Source organism: Thermodesulfobacteriota bacterium (genome assembly GCA_040755095.1).
In the GTDB taxonomy this organism is placed as follows: Bacteria; Desulfobacterota; Desulfobulbia; order Desulfobulbales; family JBFMBH01; genus JBFMBH01.
On record JBFMBH010000003.1, the window covers coordinates 49,030 to 70,691 of the forward strand.

The window sequence follows — 21,662 nt, forward strand, 5'->3', positions numbered from 1 at the left end:
GGGTGCACCCAGAAGGGGCAGCCTTTTCATCACAGAAGATGCGATCCGCAAGAGGGAGGGATGACAGCGATGGCGAGGAAGCTTGCACGGCCGGCAGGAAGGACAGGCATTCGGGTCAAGGCGGAGGGGGACGACATGCTGGTGAAGAAGGAGCACCAGGACAAGCGGGTGGCCCAGGAGAAGGTGCGGGCCCGCACCCTGGCCAAGCAGCAGGCCAATGCCGAGCGTCTGGCCGCCGCCTCGGAGGAGCTGTCGGCGGCCATCGAGGAGTCCAACGCCGCGTCGGCGCAGCTCAATGATCTCATGGGCGGGGTCGCGGCGGCGGCGGAGAAGATGAACCAGATCGCCACCCATCTCCAGGAGGCGGCCCAGACCACCAGCCGGTCGGTGGGGGAGGTGCGGACGATCACCGAGCAGTACGACGCCAAGAACGAGGATGTGGACAAGAAGACGGTGGACACCACCCGGGCCATCTCCGAGCTGGCCGGCTCGGTGGACGCCACCACCAAGCGGGTGCTGGACTCCGCCACGGTCATCAACCAGCTCAAGACCAAGGCGGAGAACATCAGCGGCATCGTCCAGGTGGTGACCCGGATTGCCGACCAGACCAATCTTCTGGCCCTGAACGCGGCCATCGAGGCGGCCCGGGCCGGGGATCACGGCAAGGGCTTTGCCGTGGTGGCCGACGAGGTGCGGACCCTGGCCGAGGTTTCGGAGAGCTCGGCCCACAAGATCAAGGATGTCATTGACGACGCCCTCAATCAGGTGGCCCGGGTGGTCTCTTCGGTCTCGGCCTTCGAGAGCATCTCGGCCACCAACAAGCGCAAGACCGGGGTGATCGCCGGCGCCTGCAACAACATCCGCCACCAGTCCTCCCAGATCACGGCCGCGGTGCGTCAGATCAAGCAGATTTCCATCCAGGTCGCGGAGCGGGCCGATCAGACCTGCGGCAATGTCAGCACCATGGTGGGCGCCGCGGAGCAGATCGCCGCCTCCTGCGACCAGATCCGCCAGAGCACCAGCGAGCAGGTGAAGGCCTTCTCCGAGGCGTCGGCGGCCGCCAACGATCTGGCCACCATGGCCGATGACCTCAAGAGCTCGGTGGACATCAGCAAGTCCGCCGAGGAGGTGGCCGCCGCCGCCGAGGAGCTGGCCGCCACCGTGGAGGAGATGGACAACTCCGCCGATGAGATCGAGCGGGCCATCAGCGAGGTGGCCAAGGGCTCCCGGTCCATGGCCGACACCCTGGGCGAGGTGAGCGGCCTGGCCAACACCACCCTCGCTGATCTGGCGGCAGGGGATGCCATCTGGGAGGAGATCGCCGGCAAGGGGCGGGGCATCCAGCAGGAGCTGGAGCACATCAAATGTCTCGACCATCTCCTTTATATCGAGGCCCTGGAGAAGGCCATCACCGACAACACCCCCTTCAAGGGCCAGCTCGATCCCCACAAGTGCGCCTTTGGCTGCTGGTACGACCATTACCAGCCGGAGGACGGGGAGGAGCAGCTGGCCTACGACGAGATCCGGGAGCATCATGACGCCGTGCACCACGGCGCCCGGGATGTGGTCCGGGCCATGGCCGACGGCCGTCTGGACGAATGCCGCGCCATCCTCGACTCGAAGATCCGGCCGGCGGTGGAGCAGTTCCGCCGCATCTTCGAGCGCTTCCACCACGGCATCGAGATGGTCACCGATGGCATCAAGAACACCATCAAGAACAACCAGGCGATCATGGAGGAGATGGCGGTCCTGGACAAGGAGTTCTCCAAGGTCAACAAGATCGTGGACACCATCACCAACGTCGCCATCCAGACCAACATGCTGGCGGTGAACGGCCATATCGAGGCGGCCCGGGCCGGGGAGTTCGGCCGCGGCTTCTCGGTGGTGGCCGGCGACATCCGCTCCCTGGCCAACGAGAGTGCGGACAACGCCGAGAAGATGCGGGAGATCCTGGACGATGTCCGGGACCAGATCGCCCTGGCCAAGGGGGACATCGCCAACATCAGCACCATGATCCAGGTGCAGATCGAGCGGGCCAACGTGGCGGTGGAGGCCCTGGTGGAGATCTCCCGGCTGATCCGGGAAACCCGGGCCAGCCAGGGCTTGGCCCTCGTCCGCATGAAGGATGCCCACGCCGCGGCGGACAGCACCAACCGCCTGGTGGAGGACAGCGCCCAGGCGGTGGAGGTGCTGGTGCAAAACAGCGAGCAGTCCGGCCATGCGGCAGCCGAGCAGATCAAAGGCATCAAGGAGATTGCGCTCACCGCCGAGGACGTGGCCAGCCTGGCCGACGAGATGCAAAACGCCTAAAGGGTCGACCGCTTGAGGTGCCGATATGGCTGAGACCAGCGTGCAAGCTGCCGGCGCGGGCGAATCCCAGCTCGTCTGTTTCCGGCTGGCGGAAGAGGAGTTCGGGGTGGACATCACCCAGGTCCGGGAGATCGTGCGGCTTCCGGCCATCACCCACATCCCCCTCACGCCGGACTATGTCCGGGGGGTGGCCAACCTGCGGGGCGCGGTGCTGCCGGTCATCGACTGCCGCCGCCGTTTCGGCTTGCCGGTGATGCCGGCCACGGAGCGGACCCGGGTTCTGGTCCTGGACGTGTCCGGGATGATCGCCGGCATGGTGGTGGACGGGGTAAGTGAGGTGATGCGGGTCCCGCAGGGCGCCGTGGACCCGCCGCCGCCGGCCACCCAGGGCGGTATCACCGGCGACTTCCTGGCCGGGGTCATCAAACTGGACACCGGCCGCCGGCTGGTGCTCCTGATCCGGCCCGAAGAGGTGCTGGCTGTGGAGGCCGGTACCGCGGAGGGGACGGCCAGCCGCCCGGCGGCCCTGGCCCATGGCAGCGGCCGGCCGGCGGCGGCCACCGCCAAGGTGGCGGAGCGGCAGCTGGTCTCTTTTGCCGTCGCCGACGAGGAGTATGCCTTTGACATCGGGGTGGTGAAGGAGATCCTGCGCCACGGGGAGATCACCGCCCTGCCCGGGGCGCCGCCGGCGGTCCGGGGCCTGGTGACAGTCCGGGAGCAGCTCCTGCCGATCCTGGACCTGCGGATCCTCCTGGGCCTGGCTCCGGCGGACGGGGACGAGCAGCGGATCCTGGTGGTGGAGGGCGATGGCCCATCCATGGGCCTCATGGTGGACCGGGTGAAAGAGGTCCTGCGGGTGCCCTTGGACGAGATCCAGGCCGTGGACGATCTGGCCATGCGCACCAGCGAGCTGGACGCCGTGGCCCGCCTCGACGACGGCCGCCGTCTCATCCTCATCCTCGATGTCAACCGGCTGGCGGGCATCGAGGCAGTCGGCGAGCTGATGGAGGACACGGCGCCGGCCGCCGGGGAGACCGCAGGCCCCACCAGAGGGGCGGATCTGTCCGAGGAGCAGCTGGTCACCTTCGTGGTGGGTGGCGAGGAGTACGGCATCCGCATCACCCAGATCCGGGAGATCAACCGCCTGGGTCAGGTGACCCGGCTGCCCAAGGCGCCCGCCTTTCTGGCCGGGGTCACCAACCTCCGGGGGCAGGTCATCCCGCTCATCGACCTGCGGACCTGGTTCGATCTCGCGGACCGCAGCGTCAGCGACCGGACCCGGATCATCATTGTGGACCTGGACGGCCAGCGCACGGGCTTCATCGTCGACCAGGTCAACGAGGTGCTGCGCATCCCCGGCGCCCAGATCGAGGCGACGCCGGCCCTCCTGGAGACCCGGGTGGACCGGGAGCAGCGAGCCTTCATCACCGGCATCGGCAAGCTCGATGCCGGCAAGCGCATGGTCCTCATCCTGGATGTCAGCCGCATGCTGACCGCCGGCGAGCAGCAGGCCCTGGCAGCCCTGTCCGCGGCCAGCAGCGCGGCGCCGGCCTCCCCGATGACCGCCAAGCCGAAGCCGGCCCGCAAAAGCGGCGCCAAGAAGACCAGGGCCAGGGCCGAGGACGCCATGGCCATCGACGACTGACCGCAGCAGCCCTGGTCGCTCCACAGGTCTTCCAGGTCCCACAGGTCGTCCCAGGGGCCGCATGAGGCCGGAACGCCGGGACCGAACGGGCCTGCAGCCTTTGCGACACACCCTGAGGAGACAAACATGCCAGCCCAGATCCGGGTTCTCATCGCCGACGACTCCGCGCTCATGCGGCGCGTGTTGCGGGAGATCCTGGAGACCGATCCCAGGGTGGAGGTGGTGGGCGCGGCCCGGGACGGGGTGGACCTTCTGGACAAGGCCGCCCGTCTGAAGCCGGATGTCATCACCCTGGACATCAACATGCCCAACATGGACGGCCTTACCGCCCTGGGGCACCTGGTGCGGGACGGGCTGGGACAGGTGGTCATGGTGTCGTCCCTGACCCAGGCCGGGGCCGAGGCGACCTTGAAGGCCCTGGAGATGGGCGCCTTCGACTGCGTGGCCAAGCCGGGGGGCACGGTCTCCGCCAACCTGACGGTGGTGAGCGACGAGCTGTTGCGCAAGGTGCGGGCCGCGGCCAGCGCCGGCACGGTGGTGCGCCTGGCCCGACCGCGCAAGCGGCCTGGCCTGGCAGCAGAGCCCGTCCGGCCGGCCGCGCCCGTGCCCCAGCGCAGCCGGCCAGCGCCGTCCGTGCCGCCGGTGGGCCACAAGGCGGTCGCCATCGGCATCTCCACCGGCGGGCCGAAGACGATCCTGGATGTGCTGCCGGCCCTGCCCGCCGATCTGCCGGCCGCGGTGTTCATGGTCCAGCACCTGCCGCCCAGCTTCACCGCCTCCTACGCCGAGCGCCTGGATCGCTGCTGCCGGATGCGCTGCCTGGAGGCGCAAAGCGGCATGGTGGTCCAGCCCGGCACCATCTACCTGGGCCAGGGCGGCCGCCATCTCACCGTGGCCCGCCGGACCACCGGCGAGGTGGTGATCCGCACCCCCTCCCGGCCGGAGCATGCCTTCATGCCCTCGGTGGACGTGATGATGGAGTCGATTCTCGGGGTCTACGGCCAGGACACCGTGGGGGTGCTCATGACCGGCATGGGCGATGACGGGGCGAAGGCCATGGCCGCCATCCACCAGGCGGCGGGCGTCACCATTGCGGAAAGCGAGGAGAGCGCCGTGGTCTGGGGGATGCCCGGCGCGGCAGTGGCCCTCAATGCCGTCCAGCTCCTGGCCGGCAGCTGGGAGATGGCCCGTGAGATCATCAAAGCGGTGCAGGGCCGGTGATGCTGGACCCGGCTCTGGCATGCGCCTGACCAGTTATGCGACTCGATCTGGCGGATTTCCTCAAGATCCGGGACCTGATCCATGCCCAGACCGGGATCGCCTTTGACGAGAACAAGCTCCTCTTCGTCAAAAAGCGGCTGCAGATCCGCATGGAGGCCTGTCGCACGGAGACCGCCCTGGAGTATCTGCGCCTGCTCAAGTTCGGCGATCCCCGGGGGGAGGAGCTGCAGGCCTTCATCAACCTGCTCACGACCAACGAGACGTATTTCTTCCGGGAGTTCAATCAGCTGGTGGTGTTCGCCGAGCAGTGCCTGCCGGAGCTGGCCGCCCGGCGGGCCTCCATGAAGAACCGCCGCCTGCGGCTGTGGTCGGCGGGCTGCTCCACCGGCGAGGAGCCATACACCCTGGCCATCATCCTGCGGGAGATGCTGGAGGAGCCGGACAGCTGGCTGCTCGATGTCCTGGCCACGGACATCGACACCCGGGTGCTGAACACCGCCCGCAAGGGCCTCTATGACCGGCGGGCGGTGAAGGAGATGCCGCCGGAGTACCTGGACCAGTGGCTGACCCGCACCAGGACCGGCCAGTACCGGGTGCACCCGATCCTGCGCCACATGTGCCGTTTCGAGCACCTCAATATGCACCAGGACAGCCAGATGGCCCGGGTGGTGAATGTGGACTTCATCTTCTGCCGCAACGTCCTGATCTACTTCGATGACCTGGCACGGCAGAAGGTGGTGGCCCACTTCTTCGAGAGCCTCAATCCGGGCGGCTACATCTTTCTGGGCCATTCGGAATCCATGAGCCGGATCTCCAACGCCTTCAGGGCGATCCGCCGGGGCGGCATGATTCTGTATCAGAAGCCCTGGCTCTAGACGGCTGGCGGCAGCCTACGGGCGAGACAACAGGACAACCATGGCCGAGACGATCACCATCAGCTTGCAGGCCAGCGAGCTGGATCTCCTCAGGGAGTTCCTCCTGGAGGGCCAGGACCTCCTGGCCCAGGTGGAGGACGAGATCCTGCGTCTGGAAGACGGAGACGCGGGCCAGGATGCCCTGGTCCAGGGGATCTTCCGCAGCGTGCACACCATCAAAGGCACCTCCGGCTTTTTTGGCCTGGCGGCGGCCGAGCGCCTCGGCCACCGGCTGGAGGCGCTCCTGGACCTGGTCCGGGGGCACCGGGTGCAGGTGACCCCGGACGTGGCGGACTGCCTCCTGGGCGGGGTGGATCGTCTGAAGAAGCTCCTGGCCGAGGCGGCATCGGCGGCCAGCCAGGCCCGGGAGGAGGGCGGCAACGCCGTCCTGGCCATGACCGATCTGGCGGTGCAAGACGTCCTGGACTGGCTGGAGGGCGAGATCGACAAGGGCAAGGCGGCAGCGCCGGCGGCCCCGGCCGCCGTTGTTGCCGCTCCGGCCGTCGCGGCTTCCGGCGAGCCCTTCCCGGAGCTGCCCGCCGAGCTGCTTGCCGAGTTTCTGGCCGAGGCCAACGGGCACCTGGAGGCCATGGAGGGCCTGTTGAAGGCCGCTCAGGCCGGCAGCATGGCCGATGACGGGCCGGATGCCATCTTCCGCTACCTGCACACAGTGAAGGGCAACAGCGGCATGGTGCTGGCCCACTTCGACCGGGAGAGCGACCGGGAGCGGCACGTTCTGGCCGGGGCTCGGGACTTGGCCCACGCGGCCGAGCATCTGGTGCAGCAGCGCCGGGCCACCGCCAGCCGCCTTTCGCCCAGCGAGGTGGAGATCCTCTTCCAGGTCCGGGACACCCTGGTCCAGCTCCTGGAGCGCCTGGCGGCCGGCGATGCCATCGGGTTCCCGGTCCGGGAGCTGGTGGAGCACTGCCGGGCCGCGGCCGAAGGCCGGGCGCCGGCCGGATCCTCGGCCACGGGCTCGCCTTTGGGCCGGCTGTTGACCAGGCTGGAGCATGACCTGGCCGGCATGCTCACCGTCACGGATCGGGAACAGGCCCTGGCCCGGATCCGCGAAACCCTGCAAGACATCGCTGGTGTGGCCATGAGCACCGGCGACCGGGACCTCAAGAAGAAGATCGGCGAGGCCCTCACCGTGGCCGAGTTTCTGTGCCAGGACAGCAGCGAGGAGAGTATGCGCCTCTGCCTGCCGGATCTGGTGGCCTTCAGCCAGGAGGTGCGCCAGGCCGTGCCTCGTCTGGCAGCGGTGACCGTCGCGCCGGCGCCGGCACTGGCACCGGCCCAGGGCCGCCCGGCCGCCACCCCGGAAGCAGCCACCGCCGGCGAGCGGGAGCAGGCAGCGGTGATCCGGGTGCCTTCCGAGCGCCTGGACCAGCTCATGAACCTGGTGGGCGAGCTTCTCGTGGGCCGCAATGCCTTGGCCTACCTGGCCCGCTCCATCGCGGTCGACGATGGCCGGCCAGATATCGGCCAGAAGGTCAAGGAGCATTGTGTTGGGCTTTCCCATATCGGCGAGGAGCTGCAGGCGGCGGTCATGGCCATGCGCATGACCCCGGTCCAGCATGTCTTTGCCCGATTTCCTCGCCTGGTGCGGGACCTGTCCCGCCGGCTGGGCAAGGCCATGCGTCTCGAGGTCTCGGGCGGCGAGACCGAGCTGGACAAGACGGTCATCGAGGCCCTGGGCGACCCCCTGGTGCACCTCATCCGCAACGCCGCTGACCACGGCCTGGAGCCGACCGAGGCGCGGATCGCGGCCGGCAAGCCGGCCGAGGGGGTCATCCGCCTCCATGCCGCCCAACGGGGCCAATCGGTGCTGGTCCAGATCACGGACGACGGCCGGGGGCTCAACAGCGCCGCCATCCGCAAGAAGGCCCTGGCCAACGGCCTCTATGACCAGACCCAACTGGAGCGCATGAGCGAGGACGAGCTGGCCAACCTGATCTTTGCCCCAGGCCTGTCCACCGCTGGCTCGGTCTCGGAGGTCTCGGGCCGGGGGGTGGGCATGGACGTGGTGCGCCGGGGCATCGAGCGGATCGGCGGCAGCGTCCAGGTGGCAAGTCGGCCCGGCCTGGGCTGCACCATCACCATGCGGCTGCCGCTCACCCTGACCGTCAGCCGGGGTCTTGAGGTGGCCGTGGCGGGCGAGCGCTTCTACCTGCCCCTCGATGTCATCGTCGAGACCGTGAAGGTGGACCGGGAGCGCTTCCACCGGCACCGCCGGGAGACGATGGTGGCCATCCGGGGCGACATCCTGGTGGTGCACGACCTGGCAGCCCTCTTGGACCTGCCGGCGGCGGAGCGGGGAGCCCTGCCGGCCCAGGTGCCGCTGGTCATCATCCGGGCGGGCGACCGGCGGGAGGCCGTCCGGGTGGACGAATTCTTCCGGGAGGGGGAGTTTGTCCTGAAGCCCCTGCCCAAGGCCCTGGGCCGGATGCCCTGGATCATGGGCAGCACCATCACCCCCACCGGTCAGGTGATCCTGATTCTCGACGCCGCCAAGCTCTTGACCAGCCCGAGCACCCCCCCTGGAGCGCCCGCATGAGCCCGCAACAGACCCATGTCCTCATCGTCGACGACGAGCCCGACATCCTCGATGCCCTCCGCTGCTATCTGGAGGTGGCGGGCGACTACCGGATCAGCACCGAGAGCGATCCGCTGCGGGCCCTGGAGCTCCTGGGCCGGGAGCGGGTGGACGTGGTGCTCTCGGACATCAATATGCCGGGCATGAGCGGTATCGAGCTGTTGCGCCGGATCAAGACCGAGCAGCCCCTGCTGCAGGTGGTCATGATGACCGCCTTCTCCACGGTGGACAAGGTCATGGAATGCGTGCAGGCCGGTGCCGCCGACTACATCCTGAAGCCGTTGACCGACATGGAGGCGGCAGCACAGATCATCGACGAGGCGGCCAGAAGGGTGCAGCGCTGGCGCCGCACCTTTCTGGCCACCATGCGTAGTGGGCGGGGGGCAGACTGATGGACCAGGGAACGTGCCGGATCATGGTGGTGGATGACGAGCCGGAGGTCAGCCAGAGCCTGGCCTCCACCTTGAGCTTGCTCACCGGCCAGGCGGTGGAGCCGTACGAGGATCCGTATCTGGCCCTGCAGGCCTTTCTGAAGATGCCCTACGATCTGGTGATCACGGACATCAGCATGCCGCGCATTGACGGCTACGAGCTCATCCGTCGCATGCGCGCCCTGATGCCGGCCTGCGATTTCATCGTCGTCACCGCCCACCGGAACGCGGAGACGGTGCAGCGGGCCCGGGTGGCGGGTGCGGCGCGCCTGTTCTTCAAGCCGGTGGATGTGGCGGCCCTGGAGGCCGCGGTGGGTGAGACCATGGCGCGGCATGACTACTGGGCCAGGCTTCTGGCCTCGGTAACCGGGGGGTGACGCCATGCCTGCCTCGATCAGTGCCGATCTCACCGCCGATTTCATCCAGGAGGGGCTGACCCTGGTGGATGACGCCCTGGAGCTGGTGCAGCCGGATGGCTGTCCGGCCGCCTCGGTGAACGGTCTCTTCCGTTGCCTGCACACCCTCAAGGGTACCAGCGCCATCCTGGAGCTGGTGGCCCTGTCCGAGTTCGTCCACCGCTTCGAGGACTTTGTTCGCGATCGCCAGGGAAAGGGGGAGGGCCTGACCCCGGCCGAGGCGGAGGTGACCCGGCAGGGCCTGTTTCTGCTCCAGGAGGCGGTGGGGGCGGCCGGCACCGAGCCGCTCATGGTGGAGAGGCCGCCCTTCCGGGACTTCCTGCAGGCCCTGCAGCAGCTCAAGGTGGAGCAGGCCAGCATGGCCTGCCTGGACGGCCTGCTCGGCCAGCTGCGGCAGAGTCTGGCCGCGGTGTCCGGGGTGGGAGCCCAGGCCAGTCTGCTGGTCCCGATCATCGAGGCCACGGAGGCGGCCCTGGGCAAGATCCGGAGCACCCGGGCCCGGGTGGTGCTGCCGGTGGATCACCTGGCGGTGGAGGCGGTGACCCTGGCGGGCGAGGACGTCACCGCCCTGGTCTGCCGGCAGCTGGCCGCCCTGGAGCAGGTGGCCCAGCACGGCAAGACCGCCTTCGCCAGTCTCGATGTGCACGCCCTCAACGGCGATGTCGCCGGTCTCAAGGCCCTCCTGGCCGAGGGCGATTTCCTCCTGGACTGGGACGTCATCCTGGACCTGTGTGACATCTCGCCGGAGGTGGTCAGCGAGGCGGTGAAGCGGCTGTGGGAGGAAGGGGTGCTGCGGGAGGGCCAGGTGACCATGCGGTCCGGGACCCTGGTCGCCCAGGCGGCGGCCGGGCCGGCTGCGCCGGCCGAGATGTCGCCGGCCGAGGCCGGGGGTGCCCTCCCGGCCGCCGAGCCGGCCGGCGGCCGCGGCGAGCACGATCCGGAGTTCTTCCGGGTCTCGGGACGGATTCTCGACGAGATCGCGGCCGGAGTCGGCTCCCTGGTCGCGGACCGCAACGCCCTGGAGAACCTGGTCAGCGAGCTGGGCAGCCTGATCCCGCCCCGCTACCGGCGCCTGCTCCAGGACAGCTCCGGCGACCTGGACCGCCACGTCAACAGCCTGGAGCGACGGGTGACCAGCCTCACCAGCCGGCGCCTCAGCGAGCTTTACCAGCGGCTACCCGCCCTCATCAAACAGTTGTCCGAGGCCTGCGGCAAATCAGTGCTCCTCGAGACCACCGGCGGTGAGATCGAGGTGCCCCGCTCCTTCCTGAAGATCCTGGGCGACCCCCTGGTGCATCTGGTGCGCAACGCCGTGGACCACGGCTTCGAGTCCCCCAGGGATCGGCTGGCCGCCGGCAAGGACCAGCAGGGTCTTTTGGCGATCTGGGCCCGGCGGGAGGATGAGCGGCTGATCCTGACCGTGGCGGACGACGGCCGGGGTCTGGACTGCGCCGCCATCCGGCGGAAGGCCGTGGAGCGGGGGCTGATCCCGGCGGCCGCCGACCTGGACGATGCCGCCATCCGAGCCCTCATCTTCGCCCCGGGCTTCTCCACGGCCGAGGCCGTGACCAAGGTCTCCGGCCGGGGCGTGGGCATGGACGTGGTGCGGGCGGCCATCGAGGGCAGCGGCGGCCGGATCCAGATCGAGTCCGAGCCGGGGCGGGGCACCACCTTCGAGCTGGTGGTGCCGGTCATCTCCGGCAACCGGACCCGGGACATCCTGCTGGTGCAGGTGGGCAGCCAGGTCTTTGGCGTCGATTACCGCTGCCTGGTGGAGGTGCTGGATGCCAGCCAGCGCGTCCTGCACGGCCATCGGGACCGGCGCTTCTTCGCCTGGCGCGGCCAGCTGCTGCCCTTTGTCGACCTGGCGGTGCACCTGGGCGAGGTGGCGGCCGGCGGCGGTGGCGACGGACTGGCCGCCATCCGCATCCTGGTGGTGGAGGATGAATACGGTCGTCGCCTGGCCTGCGGGGTGCAAGGGATCCAGCACAAGGTCAAGGTGGTGGTGACCCCCTTCGGCCACGGCCTGTTGAAGGCCCATCCCATCCTGAGCGGCACCGCGGTGGTCGGCACCGGCGAGCCCCGCCTGGTGCTGGAGTTCCGGGATGTGTCCCTCTTCCTCGCCCCCTAGTGCCCGCCCGCCGTGAACCGCATCGGCGTCAAGATCCTTCTTTGGATCGGCAGCGGCGTGCTGGCCTTCGCCCTTTTTCTGGGCTACCGGTTCTATACCGTCACCCACGCCCATCTGCCCGCTGCCGCGGATGAGGCCGTCCGGCTCGTCCTGCCGCCCATCATCATCGCCCTGGTCGTCCTGGCCCTGGGCCTGGGCGTCATCCTGCAGCTGGTGGTGGTACGCCGCCTGACCCGCATGGCCGCCCACCTCTCCCGGGCGGCCCAGGAGACCGATCCCCGCCGCATGGCCCTTGTGCCCGGCGAGGGCGGTGACGAGATCGGCGGCCTGGCCGCCGGCTGCAACACCCTCATCGAGCGCCTGCAGGCCGTCTACGGCGATCTGGACGTCCAGGTCCAGGCCCGGACCCGGGAGCTGGAGGCGGCCAACCGGCAGCTCCTGGCTGAGGCCCAGGGCCGCCAGGAGACGGTGAGCGAGCTTCAGAAGAGCGAGGAGCGCTTCCGGCACATCCTGGATAGAATCGAGGAGGCTTACTTCGAGATCGACCTCGACGGCTGCTTCGTGTTCGTCAACCAGCCCCTGGCCCAGATGAGCGGCTTTCGGCGGCGGGAGCTGACCGGGCTGTGCCACCGGCGGCTGGTCTCCCCGGAGACCGGGGAGGCCATGACCCAGGCCATGAGCCGCATCCTGGCCGGGAGCGACCGGGAGCGCTTGCCGGAGCATCGCCTCCAGACCCGGGACGGCCGCAGTCTTTTTCTGGATCTCTCCGTGTCGCCGATCCGGGACGAGGACGGCGCTGTGGTCGGCTTCCGGGCCACGGGCCGGGATCTGGGGGAGCGGCTCCAGGCCCAGGGGGAGCTGCAGCGCACCGTGGCCTTCTACCGCACGATTCTGGACAGCATGTACGATGCGGTGGCGATCATCGATGTCCAGGACTTCCGGATCCGGGCGGTCAATCAGGTCTTCCTGCGGGAGTATGGCCTTGCCGAGGCGGAGGTCCTGGGTCAGACCTGTCACGCCACGACCCACGGCCTGGCCCAGCCGTGCAGCGGCCCCCAGGATCCCTGCCCCCTGGTCTACACCCTGGCCACCGGCGAGCATGCGGTGGTCGAGCACCTCCACCATCTGCCGGACGGCCGGGAGGTGGTGGTGGAGGTGGCCACCTCGCCGATCCGGGACGAGGGCGGCAGGATCGTCCAGGTGGTGCATGTCTCCCGGGATGTCACCGCCCGCAAGCAGGCGGACGCTGCCCTGCGCCAGGCAGTGGCCGAGGCCGAGGCCGCCAACCGGGCCAAGGGCGAGTTCCTGGCCAACATGAGCCACGAGATCCGCACGCCCCTGAACGCCATCATCGGCATGACCACCCTGGCCCTGCAGGCCGAGCCGGAGCCGGGCCTGCGCGTCCCTCTGGAGACCATCCACGACGCCGCCCGTCTCCTGGCCGGCACCCTCAGTGATGTCCTGGATCTGTCCAAGATCGAGGCCGGTCGCCTGGAGCTGGAGCGGGCGCCCTTTGCCCTGCGGCCCCTGGTGGAGGGCATCCTGGAGCTGTTTGCTCCCCAGGCCCTGGCCAAGGGCCTCGATCTCACCGCCGAAGTGGAGCCCCAGGTCCCCCAGGAGGTGGTGGGGGACTCTTTGCGCCTCAACCAGATCCTGGTCAACCTGACCAGCAATGCCGTCAAGTTCACGGAGCAGGGTGGGGTGGCCTTAAGGGTCTCTCTGCTGGAGCTGGGCGAGGAATGGGTGCGGCTGGCCTTCGCGGTGACCGACACCGGGATCGGCATCGCGGCTGGCGATCAGGAGCGGCTGTTCGCGCCCTTCACCCAGGCGGACGGCTCCACCACCCGCCGGTACGGCGGCACCGGGCTGGGGCTGGCCATCGTCCGCCGGCTGGCGGAGCTGATGGCGGGAGGGATCGAGGTCAAGAGCCAGCCAGGCCAGGGCAGCACCTTCACCCTGGTGGTGGATCTGGAGCTGGGGGAGGAGGAGACGGCCGGCGCGGCGGCTTCCCGCGAGGGGCTGGCCGGCCGGCGGGTGCTGGTGGTGGACGATCACGAGCTGCACTGCCAGACCCTGATCCGGACCCTGACCGGCTGGGGCCTGGAGGTGGAGGCAGTGGCGCAGGCGGCGGCGGTGCTGCCCCGGCTGCAGCAGGTCCGGACCGGGGCACCGGCGGTGAGCCTGGTCCTCTTGGCTTGGCGGCAGGCCGACTCGGATGCCCTGGGCCTTCTGGAGGGCATCCGAGTCGACCCGGACCTGGCAGCGACGCCGGTGGTGCTCGCCACCACCTTGCGGCGGGAGGCGGACATGGAGCAGGCCCGCCGGGCCGGCGCCACCGCCGTGCTGCCGATGCCGTTGCGTCCTTCCCGCCTCCTGGCCTTTCTTGTCGACCTCTGGGCTGGCGGCAGCGGCCCGCGCCCGCCTGCGGCCGGGCATCGTGCCTTGCCGGTTGCCGGCTCCTTGCGCGGGGCCACCATCCTGCTGGCCGAGGACAACCCGATCAACGTGGTGGTGGCGACCAGGCTGTTGTCCCACCTGGGGGTCGCCGTGAAGGTGGTCGAAAACGGCCGGCAGGCGGTGGAGGCGGTGGAGGCCGGCGGGCATTACGATGCGGTGCTCATGGACGTGCAGATGCCCCAGATGGATGGCTACCAGGCAACAGCCGGAATCCGCGCCCTGGCCACCGGCCGCCACCTGCCGATCATCGCCATGACCGCCCATGCCCTGGCCGACGACCGGCAGCGTTGCCTGGCGGCTGGGATGGACGATTTTCTGACCAAGCCCGTGGAGCTGGCGACCCTGGCCGCCACCCTGGGCCGGTGGGTGGCGAAGAGTTCCGGGGCCTTGGCCGAGCCGGTCCCGGAACCGCCGCCGGCCGTGACGGCGGGCCAGCTGCCGCCAGCAGCAGGGCTGGACCTGGCAGCCGGCATCGCCCGGCTGGCCGGGGATCGAACGTTGTACCACCAGCTCCTCGCCCAGTTCGCCGCCAGCCAGAGTCAGGCCGGGGCGGTGATCCGGGAGGCCCTGGGCCGGGGCGACCGGGAGGCGGCCCGCCGGGCTGTGCACACCGTCAAGGGCCTGGCCGGCAACCTGGCGGCCTTCGGGCTGGCCGAGGCCGCCCGCCAGCTGGAGACGGCGATCAGCCAGGGGGAGGAGGTGGCGGCCCGGATGGATGGCTTCCAGGCTGCCCTGAGCCAGGTCCTGGCCACCATCGCCGAGCTGCCCGCCGGGGAGGAGGCCAGGGCCCTGGCGCCCGCGGGCAGCGGTGAGACCCTGGGGTTGCTCCTGGCCCAGGTGGCCGGTCTCCTGCGCAGCCACGACCTGGAGGCCGAGGCGATCCTGCGCCAGTGCGCCGCCCTGTCGCGGCCCGAGCACCAGGAGGCCATGGATCGGCTCGTGCAGCTGGTCATGCGCCTCCAGTTCGCCGAGGCCCTGGCCGGCCTGGAAGATCTGGCCCGTGACCTCAACCCCAGACCCCATTGACCTCCATGTCTCTTGAGCAGGAAAAGCCTCGAATCCTGATCGTCGATGATGTGCCCGAGAACGTCCACGTGCTGGCCCGGGCGCTCCGGGATCGCTACCACCTGTCGGCGGCCACCGGGGGTCAGGAGGCCCTGGCGCTGGCAGCCGGCGACAACCGTCCGGACCTGATCCTTCTCGATATCATCATGCCGGACATGGACGGCTACGAGGTCTGCCGGCGTCTCAAGGCCGCCGAAGCGATTCGGGATATCCCGGTCATCTTCGTCACCGGGCTGGGGGATGGGGAGGACGAATCCTATGGCCTGGAGCTGGGGGCGGTGGATTACATCACCAAGCCCATCAACCTGTCGGTGCTGCGGGCCCGGGTGAGCACCCAGCTGGCCCTCCAGGCCCAGCGCCGGGAGCTGGCCCAGGCCAACTGGCAGCTGCGGCAGGAGATGGAGGAGCGCCGGCGGCTGGAGCAGCAGCTGGCGGTCCAGCGGGAGCGGGAGGCCCGCCAGGCGGCGATGATCCATTCCGGTCGCCTGGCGGCCCTGGGTGAGATGGCCGCCTCCATGGCCCACGAGATCGGCCAGCCCCTGTCGGTGATGAGCCTTACCGTCCAGACGTGGGCCTTGTTGCACCAGCGGGGCCGGCTGACCCTGGAGCAGGTGATGGCCGAGCTGCCCAAGCTCATCGGCAGTCTCAAGCGGGTGGATGGCCTCATCGAGCATGTACGGACCTTCGGCCGCAAGGCCGGGGAGCCTGCCGACGTGAGCCTGACTGCGGTGGCCCTGGACGCCGTTGGCCTGTGCCGGCACCAGTTCAAGACCCACGGCATCGTTCTCGCCGAGCACCTGCCGGAGGAGGTGCCGCCGGTGCGGGCGGTGGCGGCGGAGCTCGAGCAGGTGGTGCTCAATCTCCTGTCCAACGCCCGGCACGCGGTGGAGGATCGCCGGGACCGGGAAGGCACCAGCCCGTGGGTAGAGATCCGGGTGGAGCCGGCCGCGGACCGGGTTTCCCTATTCGTGGCCGACAACGGTGGCGGGGTGCCGGAGGACAAGGCCGAGCTGATCTTCGACCCGTTCTTCACCACCAAGCCTTCCTCCCAGGGTACCGGGCTGGGCCTGGCCATCAGCATGCAGGTGATGGAGAAGTTCGGCGGGCTGGTGCTGCACAACCGGCCCGGGGAGGGCGCCACCTTCGAGCTCTGGGTGCGGCGGACGGGCAACGCTCCGGAGGCTGCTGGCTGAAGGCCTGCGGCCGGAGCCGGGAAGGGCGGGAAAAAAGGGCGGGCGGCCCGCATCCGGACCGCCCGCGTGGAAAAACGTAGCGTGCTGCGCGGCCTTACTTCTTCTTGCCTGCCGCCGCCCGCTTCGAGGCCTTCAACGGGTTGATCTTGGTGGCTGTGGTGAGCACGGCCGGCTTGGCATGGGTGGCGAAGTTGCACAGGCCCAGCCGCCACTTGGCAGCAGGGTCGGCATAGCTGCGGCAGTAGCGATTCTCCTCGACGTTGACGATGCGGTCGCAGCCCTCGCACTTGTCGACAATGGTCTTGAAGCAGCCTGAGGTGTACATGCTGGTGTCGGACATGGTGACCATAACCTCCTCTTTGGCGTCCGGCCCGAACAGCGGGCATCCCGGCAGGGGATGATGAACGGCCGGCCGGCGTTGGGCATGTTGGGGTGGCCGAAACGAAGCTCCAAAAGATAGACAGTGAGGGTCAGGCTGTCAACGGCAAATCCAGGACACCCGTCAACGGGTACCGTCCACGTTTGTCCCGAATGACGGATTGATCCTTCCTCCGTCCAAGACGGATGACCGGCGTCTGCGCCGGCTTGCCGGTGGCGCGGTCCGACCGCAGCCATTGTCAGCGCCAGACCCATGAGCTAGAATCAACGCCATCTGAACCGGCCGTTGCGGTCGCGAGGTTCTTTAAGAGGAACGCGATGCCGATCTACATCTGGAAGGGAGTCAACTCTTACGGCGAGAAGCGCAAGGGCAGGATCGAGGCGCTGGACGAGAAGTCGGCCTATGCGCAGCTGAAGAAGATGCGCATCACCCCGTCCCGGGTGAAGGAAGCGCCGAAAGATCTCTTCGCCAACGTCGCCTTCATGCAGCCGAAGGTGACCGGCCGGGATATTGTTATCTTCACCAGGCAGCTGTCCACCATGATCGATGCCGGTCTTCCCTTGGTGCAAAGCCTGGAGATCCTGTCCAACCAGCAGGAGAACCAAACATTCAAGAAGGTCCTCCGGGATATCCGGGTCGACGTGGAAACCGGCAGCACCTTTGCGGACGCGATGAAGAAGCACCCGGCCACCTTCGATACCTTGTACTGCAATATGATGGAGGCCGGTGAGGTGGGTGGCATCCTGGATACCATCCTTTCCCGGCTGGCTGCTTTCATGGAAAAGAGCATGAAGCTCAAGAAACAGGTGAAGGGGGCCATGACCTACCCCATCATCTGTCTGTGCATCTCCATCATCATTCTGGCCGTTATTCTCATCTTTGTCGTGCCGGTCTTTGAAAACATGTTCAAGGACTTCGGTGCCTCGCTTCCCGCCCCCACCCAGCTGGTGGTCACGATCTCCAACTTCGTGAAGAGCAACTTCTTCTTCATGTTTGCGGCAGCCGGCATGGCGATCTTCGGGGTCAAGCGGACCTACCGGACCGAGAAGGGCCGGGAGCGCATCGATCAGCTGCTGCTCAACATGCCGGTCTTCGGTCCCCTGATCCGCAAGGTGGCGGTCGCCAAGTTTTCCCGCACCCTGGGCACCATGCTGCAAAGCGGGGTGCCGATTCTGGAAGCGTTGCATGTGGTGGCCCGCACCGCGGGCAACAAGGTGATCGAGAAGGCGGTCTTCCGGGTGGCGGACAGCATCGCCGAGGGCCGGCCGATCACCGAGCCGCTGGAGGAGAGCGGGGTCTTCCCGAGCATGGTGGTGCAGATGATCAATGTCGGCGAGTCCACCGGCGCTCTCGATACCATGCTCAGCAAGATCGCTGACTTCTACGACGACGAGGTGGATCAGGCGGTCTCCAACCTCACCGCCATGATCGAGCCCTTCATGATGGTCTTCCTGGGCGGCATGATCGGCGGCCTGGTGGTGGCCATGTATCTGCCCATCTTCAAAATGGGCAGCGTCGTGCAATGATCCCCTGGGCCACAGCGGTCATGCCGTCCCGCCGGGGCGTCAGACGATCCCGCAGTCCAATCCGACAACAGCAAGACGAAGGAGAGCCAGCATGAGTGAGATCATCAGTGTGGTGGGCCGGCAGATCATCGACTCCCGGGGCAATCCCACCGTGGAGGTGGAGGTGACCCTGGAGAGCGGGGCCGTTGGCCGGGCGGCGGTGCCGTCCGGTGCCTCCACCGGCAAGCGGGAGGCCCTGGAGCTCCGGGATCAGGGCTCCAAAAGCTTCGGCGGCAAAGGGGTGGCCAAGGCGGTGGGGCATGTGAACGAGATCATCGGGCCCAAGCTCCTGGGCTTCGAGGCCACCCGCCAGGTGTTCATCGACCACACCATGCTGGAGCTGGACAACACCGCCAACAAGAAGAAGCTGGGGGCCAACGCCATCCTCGGCGTATCCATGGCGGTGGCCAAGGCGGCGGCCAGCGAGCTGGGCCTGCCTCTGTTCTCGTATCTGGGCGGGGTCAACGCCAAGGTGCTGCCGGTGCCGATGATGAATGTCTTGAACGGCGGTGCCCATGCGGACAACAACGTCGACATCCAGGAGTTCATGATCGTGCCGGCCGGCGCCAGCTCCTTTGCCGAGGCCTTGCGCATGGGCGTCGAGACCTTTCACAGCCTGAAGTCGGTGCTCAAGAAGGCCGGCCTGGCTACGGCCGTGGGGGACGAGGGCGGCTTCGCCCCCAATCTGCGCTCCAATGAGGAGGCCATGGACGCCCTCCTGGAGGGGATCACCCAGGCTGGCTTCAAGCCCGGGGTGGAGGTGTTCATAGCCCTGGATGTGGCTGCCTCCGAGCTTTACCAGGAGAAGGAGGGCTGCTACCTGCTCGCCGCCGAGCAGGCGCCCCGGAAGTCGGCGGAGGAGCTGGTGGCCTTCTACGCCGACTGGGCGGAGCGCTATCCCCTCGTCTCCATCGAGGACGGTCTGGCAGAAGGGGACTGGAAGGGTTGGAAGAAGCTGACCGCCAAGCTGGGGAGCCGGCTGCAGCTGGTGGGCGACGATATCTTTGTCACGAATACCAGGATCCTGGCCAAGGGCATCAAGGAGGGGGTAGCCAACGCTGTTCTGGTGAAGCTCAACCAGATCGGCTCGGTGACCGAGACCCTGGACGCGGTGGAGATGGCCCATCGGGCCGGCTACCGCGCCATCATCTCCCACCGCTCCGGGGAGACCGAGGACACCACCATCGCCGACTTGGCGGTGGCCTTGAACACCGGCCAGATCAAGACCGGCGCCCCCTCCCGGACCGACCGGGTGGCCAAGTACAACCAGCTCCTGCGCATCGAAGAGGAGCTGGGGGCCGCGGCACGTTACGCCGGCAAGGACGCCTTCCGGCACATTGCCTGAGAGCGGAGGAGGACGCAGCATGACCCTCACCAAGGCGGATCTGGCGCATCGGATCTTTGACAGCCATGAGGCCATCAGCAAAGGGCAGGCGGTGGCAGCCGTGGAGATGCTGCTGGAGGCCATGAAGGGTTGCCTGGAGAAGGGGGATGATCTTCTGATCAGCGGCTTCGGCAAGTTCCGGGTCCGCGGCAAGAGGGCACGCCGGGGCCGCAACCCCCAGACCGGCGAGGAGCTTATGCTCACCTCCAGGAACGTGGTCACCTTCCGGCCTTCGGGCATCCTGCGGGACCGGCTCAACAGCGAGCAGCCCTGAGGCGGCCAGCCTGCCGGGACAGGGGTCGTGACGGGCCATCCGCGGACGCCGGGGGGCCCGTTCGTCTTTTGCCAGCAGGCTTTTGGCAACGGGCAGGAGCGGGGGAGCGATGAGGTCGGCTGGCCCTGGCACCGGTATCCTGAGCGCCCTGGCTTGGCGGCTTGGCACGGGCTTTCTCGGCAGCCTGGAGACCCTGGGCGGCATGGCCCTGATGCTCGCCCAGGGCCTGGCCTGGAGCGTGCGGCCACCGTGGCGGCCCCGCCTTTTCCTGCGCCAGATGGCCGGCATCGGGGTGCACTCCACCCTGGTGGTGCTGCTCACCGGCATCTTCGCCGGCATGGTGCTCGCCCTGCAGGGCTACTATGGCTTCAAGAAGTTCGGCGGCGAGAGCCTTTTGGGGGCCACAGTGGCCCTGTCCCTGACCCGGGAGCTGGGGCCGGTTCTGACCGGCCTTATGGTCACCGCCCGGGCCGGCTCGGCCATGGCCGCCGAGCTGGGCACCATGCGGGTGACCGAGCAGATCGACGCCCTGGCCGTGATGGCGGTGCACCCGGTGCAGTACCTGGTGTCGCCCCGGCTGGTGGCCTCCGTGGTCATGCTGCCGCTCCTCACCGGGCTGGTGGATCTCATCGGTATCGGCGGTGGCTACTTTGTGGGCGTGGTCCTCCTCAGGATCAACCCCGGCATCTTCATGAGCAACATCCGGGAGTTTCTGGTCCTGGAGGACATCACCCAGGGCCTGGTGAAGGCCGCGGTCTTCGGTGGCCTCATGGGGATGATCGGCTGCTTCCACGGCTTTTTTGCCGGCGAGGGCGCCGAGGGTGTCGGCCGGGCCACCACCCGGGCCGTGGTCCACACCGCGGTGGCGATCCTGGCCATGGATTACATCCTGACCTCGCTCCTTTTCTGACCGCCACCCATGATCGTCATCGAGGATCTGCACAAGACCTTCCGTGGCCACCACGTCCTTTCGGGGGTGAATCTGGCGGTCCAGCCGGCAGCCACCACGGTGATCATCGGCCGCAGCGGCGGCGGCAAGAGCGTGCTCCTCAAGCACCTCATCGGCCTCATGCGGCCGGACCGGGGCCGGATCCTGGTGGACGGTGTGGAGCTGACCCGGGCGGACGGCCGGCAGCTGGCGGCCTTGCGCCGGCGGTTCGGGGTGCTGTTCCAGGATGCCGCCCTCTTCGACTCCATGACCGTGCTGGACAACGTGGCCTTTCCCCTCCTGGAGCATACGCGGCTTGCTCGGCGGCAGGCCAGGGAGCTGGCCCGGCAGCGCCTGGCCGACGTGGGCCTTGGGACCATGGGGGACAAGATGCCCTCCCAGCTTTCCGGCGGCATGCGCAAGAGAGTGGGGCTGGCCCGGGCCCTGGCCCTGGATCCGGAGATCCTCTTCTTCGACGAGCCCACCACCGGCCTCGACCCCATCATGAGCGGCGCCATCGAGCGGCTGATCATCCGCACCCAGGCCAGCCTGCAGCTGACCTCGGTCATCATCAGCCACGACCTGCCGTCGGTCTTCCGCATGGCCCACACCGTGGCCATGCTCCACGACGGTCGCATCATCGCCGCTGGCACCCCGTTGGAGATCCAGGCCAGTCCCGAGCCGGTGGTCCAGGATTTCCTGGCCGGCCGGGCGCCCGAGGAGGTGGCCATGACAGACCCGAGCGAGGCATGA

Annotated in this window: 16 protein-coding genes; 15 read left to right on the forward strand and 1 reads right to left on the reverse strand. The window is 68.4% G+C overall.

Translation table 11 applies throughout. The annotated features are described in order from the left end of the window. The first annotated feature begins 135 nt into the window (after positions 1 to 135). The 10 genes from AB1634_01300 (at position 136) to AB1634_01345 (ending at position 16,379) form a co-directional block, all read left to right on the forward strand. Complete coding sequence (locus tag AB1634_01300; GenBank protein ID MEW6218157.1) at positions 136 to 2,310, forward strand: methyl-accepting chemotaxis protein; 2,175 nt, start codon at positions 136 to 138, stop codon at positions 2,308 to 2,310. A 25-nt stretch (positions 2,311 to 2,335) separates the two neighbouring features. Then, positions 2,336 to 3,955, forward strand: a complete 1,620-nt coding sequence (locus AB1634_01305; GenBank protein ID MEW6218158.1) for a chemotaxis protein CheW — start codon at positions 2,336 to 2,338, stop codon at positions 3,953 to 3,955. A 126-nt stretch (positions 3,956 to 4,081) separates the two neighbouring features. Beyond that, entirely contained in the window at positions 4,082 to 5,176 is a 1,095-nt protein-coding gene (locus AB1634_01310) for a chemotaxis response regulator protein-glutamate methylesterase (GenBank protein MEW6218159.1), read from the forward strand. Between the two features lie 35 nt (positions 5,177 to 5,211). Beyond that, entirely contained in the window at positions 5,212 to 6,051 is an 840-nt protein-coding gene (locus AB1634_01315; protein MEW6218160.1) for a protein-glutamate O-methyltransferase CheR, read from the forward strand. 40 nt (positions 6,052 to 6,091) lie between these two features. Beyond that, positions 6,092 to 8,647 (forward strand): chemotaxis protein CheA, encoded by a 2,556-nt coding sequence (locus AB1634_01320; GenBank protein ID MEW6218161.1) that lies wholly within the window; start codon positions 6,092 to 6,094, stop codon positions 8,645 to 8,647. After that, complete coding sequence (locus AB1634_01325) at positions 8,644 to 9,078, forward strand: response regulator (GenBank protein MEW6218162.1); 435 nt, start codon at positions 8,644 to 8,646, stop codon at positions 9,076 to 9,078. The genes AB1634_01320 and AB1634_01325 overlap by 4 nt, the downstream gene beginning before the upstream one ends. Continuing rightward, positions 9,078 to 9,494 (forward strand): response regulator, encoded by a 417-nt coding sequence (locus AB1634_01330; protein MEW6218163.1) that lies wholly within the window; start codon positions 9,078 to 9,080, stop codon positions 9,492 to 9,494. The genes AB1634_01325 and AB1634_01330 overlap by 1 nt, the downstream gene beginning before the upstream one ends. Positions 9,495 to 9,498: 4 nt before the next feature. Continuing rightward, positions 9,499 to 11,664, forward strand: a complete 2,166-nt coding sequence (locus tag AB1634_01335) for an ATP-binding protein (GenBank protein ID MEW6218164.1) — start codon at positions 9,499 to 9,501, stop codon at positions 11,662 to 11,664. 12 nt (positions 11,665 to 11,676) lie between these two features. Further along, entirely contained in the window at positions 11,677 to 15,147 is a 3,471-nt protein-coding gene (locus tag AB1634_01340) for a PAS domain S-box protein (protein ID MEW6218165.1), read from the forward strand. A 5-nt stretch (positions 15,148 to 15,152) separates the two neighbouring features. Then, entirely contained in the window at positions 15,153 to 16,379 is a 1,227-nt protein-coding gene (locus AB1634_01345; protein MEW6218166.1) for a response regulator, read from the forward strand. A gap of 94 nt (positions 16,380 to 16,473) precedes the next feature. Here AB1634_01345 and AB1634_01350 read toward each other — a convergent pair whose 3' ends face one another. Then, the gene (locus tag AB1634_01350; protein MEW6218167.1) at positions 16,474 to 16,719 is read right to left on the reverse strand and encodes a PxxKW family cysteine-rich protein; all 246 of its coding nucleotides are present in this window, start codon (positions 16,717 to 16,719) and stop codon (positions 16,474 to 16,476) included. Positions 16,720 to 17,075: 356 nt separating this feature from the next. On the opposite strand from AB1634_01350, the gene AB1634_01355 reads away from it, so the two are divergent. The 5 genes from AB1634_01355 to AB1634_01375 all read left to right on the forward strand — a co-directional run bounded on the left by AB1634_01355 (position 17,076) and on the right by AB1634_01375 (position 21,662). Further along, positions 17,076 to 18,284, forward strand: coding sequence for a type II secretion system F family protein (locus AB1634_01355; protein ID MEW6218168.1), 1,209 nt, complete (start codon positions 17,076 to 17,078; stop codon positions 18,282 to 18,284). 91 nt (positions 18,285 to 18,375) lie between these two features. Beyond that, entirely contained in the window at positions 18,376 to 19,668 is a 1,293-nt protein-coding gene (gene eno, locus AB1634_01360) for a phosphopyruvate hydratase (protein MEW6218169.1), read from the forward strand. Between the two features lie 19 nt (positions 19,669 to 19,687). Next, positions 19,688 to 19,981 carry an integration host factor subunit alpha gene (locus AB1634_01365; GenBank protein ID MEW6218170.1) on the forward strand — a complete coding sequence of 98 codons (294 nt, stop codon included), beginning with the start codon at positions 19,688 to 19,690 and terminating at the stop codon, positions 19,979 to 19,981. A 109-nt stretch (positions 19,982 to 20,090) separates the two neighbouring features. Continuing rightward, positions 20,091 to 20,891: an ABC transporter permease gene (locus AB1634_01370; protein ID MEW6218171.1), complete on the forward strand. Its 801-nt coding sequence runs from the start codon at positions 20,091 to 20,093 to the stop codon at positions 20,889 to 20,891. A 9-nt stretch (positions 20,892 to 20,900) separates the two neighbouring features. Beyond that, the gene (locus tag AB1634_01375; protein ID MEW6218172.1) at positions 20,901 to 21,662 is read left to right on the forward strand and encodes an ABC transporter ATP-binding protein; all 762 of its coding nucleotides are present in this window, start codon (positions 20,901 to 20,903) and stop codon (positions 21,660 to 21,662) included.

Coding starts and splice junctions, on each gene's coding strand:
- AB1634_01300 (MEW6218157.1), top strand. CDS start 136: ATGCTGGTGAAGAAGGAGCACCAGGACAAGCGGGTGGCCCAGGAGAAG.
- AB1634_01305 (MEW6218158.1), top strand. CDS start 2,336: ATGGCTGAGACCAGCGTGCAAGCTGCCGGCGCGGGCGAATCCCAGCTC.
- AB1634_01310 (MEW6218159.1), top strand. CDS start 4,082: ATGCCAGCCCAGATCCGGGTTCTCATCGCCGACGACTCCGCGCTCATG.
- AB1634_01315 (MEW6218160.1), top strand. CDS start 5,212: ATGCGACTCGATCTGGCGGATTTCCTCAAGATCCGGGACCTGATCCAT.
- AB1634_01320 (MEW6218161.1), top strand. CDS start 6,092: ATGGCCGAGACGATCACCATCAGCTTGCAGGCCAGCGAGCTGGATCTC.
- AB1634_01325 (MEW6218162.1), top strand. CDS start 8,644: ATGAGCCCGCAACAGACCCATGTCCTCATCGTCGACGACGAGCCCGAC.
- AB1634_01330 (MEW6218163.1), top strand. CDS start 9,078: ATGGACCAGGGAACGTGCCGGATCATGGTGGTGGATGACGAGCCGGAG.
- AB1634_01335 (MEW6218164.1), top strand. CDS start 9,499: ATGCCTGCCTCGATCAGTGCCGATCTCACCGCCGATTTCATCCAGGAG.
- AB1634_01345 (MEW6218166.1), top strand. CDS start 15,153: ATGTCTCTTGAGCAGGAAAAGCCTCGAATCCTGATCGTCGATGATGTG.
- AB1634_01350 (MEW6218167.1), bottom strand. CDS start 16,719: ATGTCCGACACCAGCATGTACACCTCAGGCTGCTTCAAGACCATTGTC.
- AB1634_01355 (MEW6218168.1), top strand. CDS start 17,076: ATGCCGATCTACATCTGGAAGGGAGTCAACTCTTACGGCGAGAAGCGC.
- eno (MEW6218169.1), top strand. CDS start 18,376: ATGAGTGAGATCATCAGTGTGGTGGGCCGGCAGATCATCGACTCCCGG.
- AB1634_01365 (MEW6218170.1), top strand. CDS start 19,688: ATGACCCTCACCAAGGCGGATCTGGCGCATCGGATCTTTGACAGCCAT.
- AB1634_01370 (MEW6218171.1), top strand. CDS start 20,091: ATGAGGTCGGCTGGCCCTGGCACCGGTATCCTGAGCGCCCTGGCTTGG.
- AB1634_01375 (MEW6218172.1), top strand. CDS start 20,901: ATGATCGTCATCGAGGATCTGCACAAGACCTTCCGTGGCCACCACGTC.